Source organism: Verminephrobacter aporrectodeae subsp. tuberculatae At4, from assembly GCF_000193225.1.
GTDB classification, from domain to species: Bacteria; Pseudomonadota; Gammaproteobacteria; order Burkholderiales; family Burkholderiaceae_C; genus Acidovorax; species Acidovorax aporrectodeae.
In genome coordinates, this window is sequence record NZ_AFAL01000340.1 from 1 (window position 1) to 777 (window position 777).

Sequence of the window (777 nt, forward strand, 5' to 3'; positions counted from 1 at the left end):
AGCAGCACGTGGCCGCCATGCGCCACGCCGGCCAGATCGGCGACGCGCAAGCCCGCCTCTTCCCAGGTCTCGCGCGCCTGCGTGTCCGCGGCGCCGACCATCACGGCCACGTGGTCGATTTCCTGCAGTTCCACCATGCGGGCTGGTATTTCCCATCGTTCAATCTCGCCGACGCGGCGATCACCCTGGGCGTTGCCTGCCTCATCCTGGACGAGTTGCTGCGGGTGCGGCGCGGGCGCTGACCCCGCGCGCCACGCTCACAGCCCGAGAAACCCCGCGATCACCAAGCCGGCTTCCAGCGTGAACAGCCCCTGCACGAGCCACGCGCGCAGGGTGCTCGGCGGCAGCAGCTCGAAGCGCTGCACCTCGCCGTCCTGGTTGCAGGGCAGCATGCCGTCGGGCAGCCGGGCGCGGAACCAGTCGATGCGCTCGACCATGTAGCCCGCGCCGCCGCCGTCGCTGCTCGGGCGCTCGAGCAGCACGTGGCCGCCGTGCGCCACGCCGACCAGATCGGCGACGCGCAAGCCCGCCTCTTCCCAGGTCTCGCGCGCCAGCGCCTGCGCCAGCGTGTCCGCGGCGCCGACCATGCCGCCCATCAGCGTGTCCCACAGCCCCGGGTCGTTGGGCTTGTCCCGCGCGCGCTGCTGCACCCACATGCGGCCATCGGACGCCAGACCCACGAGGTGCACGGCGCACGTTCCCACGCCCAGCACGCGCACGGCACCGCGCTCCACCGTGGCCAGCCGCTCCCCCTGCGGGTTGCACACGGCCAGTTGC

At 72.8% G+C, this 777-nt stretch carries 2 protein-coding genes; one reads left to right on the top strand and one right to left on the bottom strand.

All coding sequences use genetic code 11. The features are described 5' to 3' along the window. The coding region (locus tag VTU_RS31240) for a signal peptidase II (RefSeq protein ID WP_010102585.1) at positions 1 to 242 on the top strand (242 nt) is incomplete at its 5' end. Positions 243 to 257: 15 nt separating this feature from the next. Here the strand turns inward: VTU_RS31240 and VTU_RS0106750 are convergent. Then, positions 258 to 777 (bottom strand): NUDIX hydrolase (locus VTU_RS0106750; protein WP_010102586.1); only part of this gene is annotated, 520 nt, incomplete at its 5' end.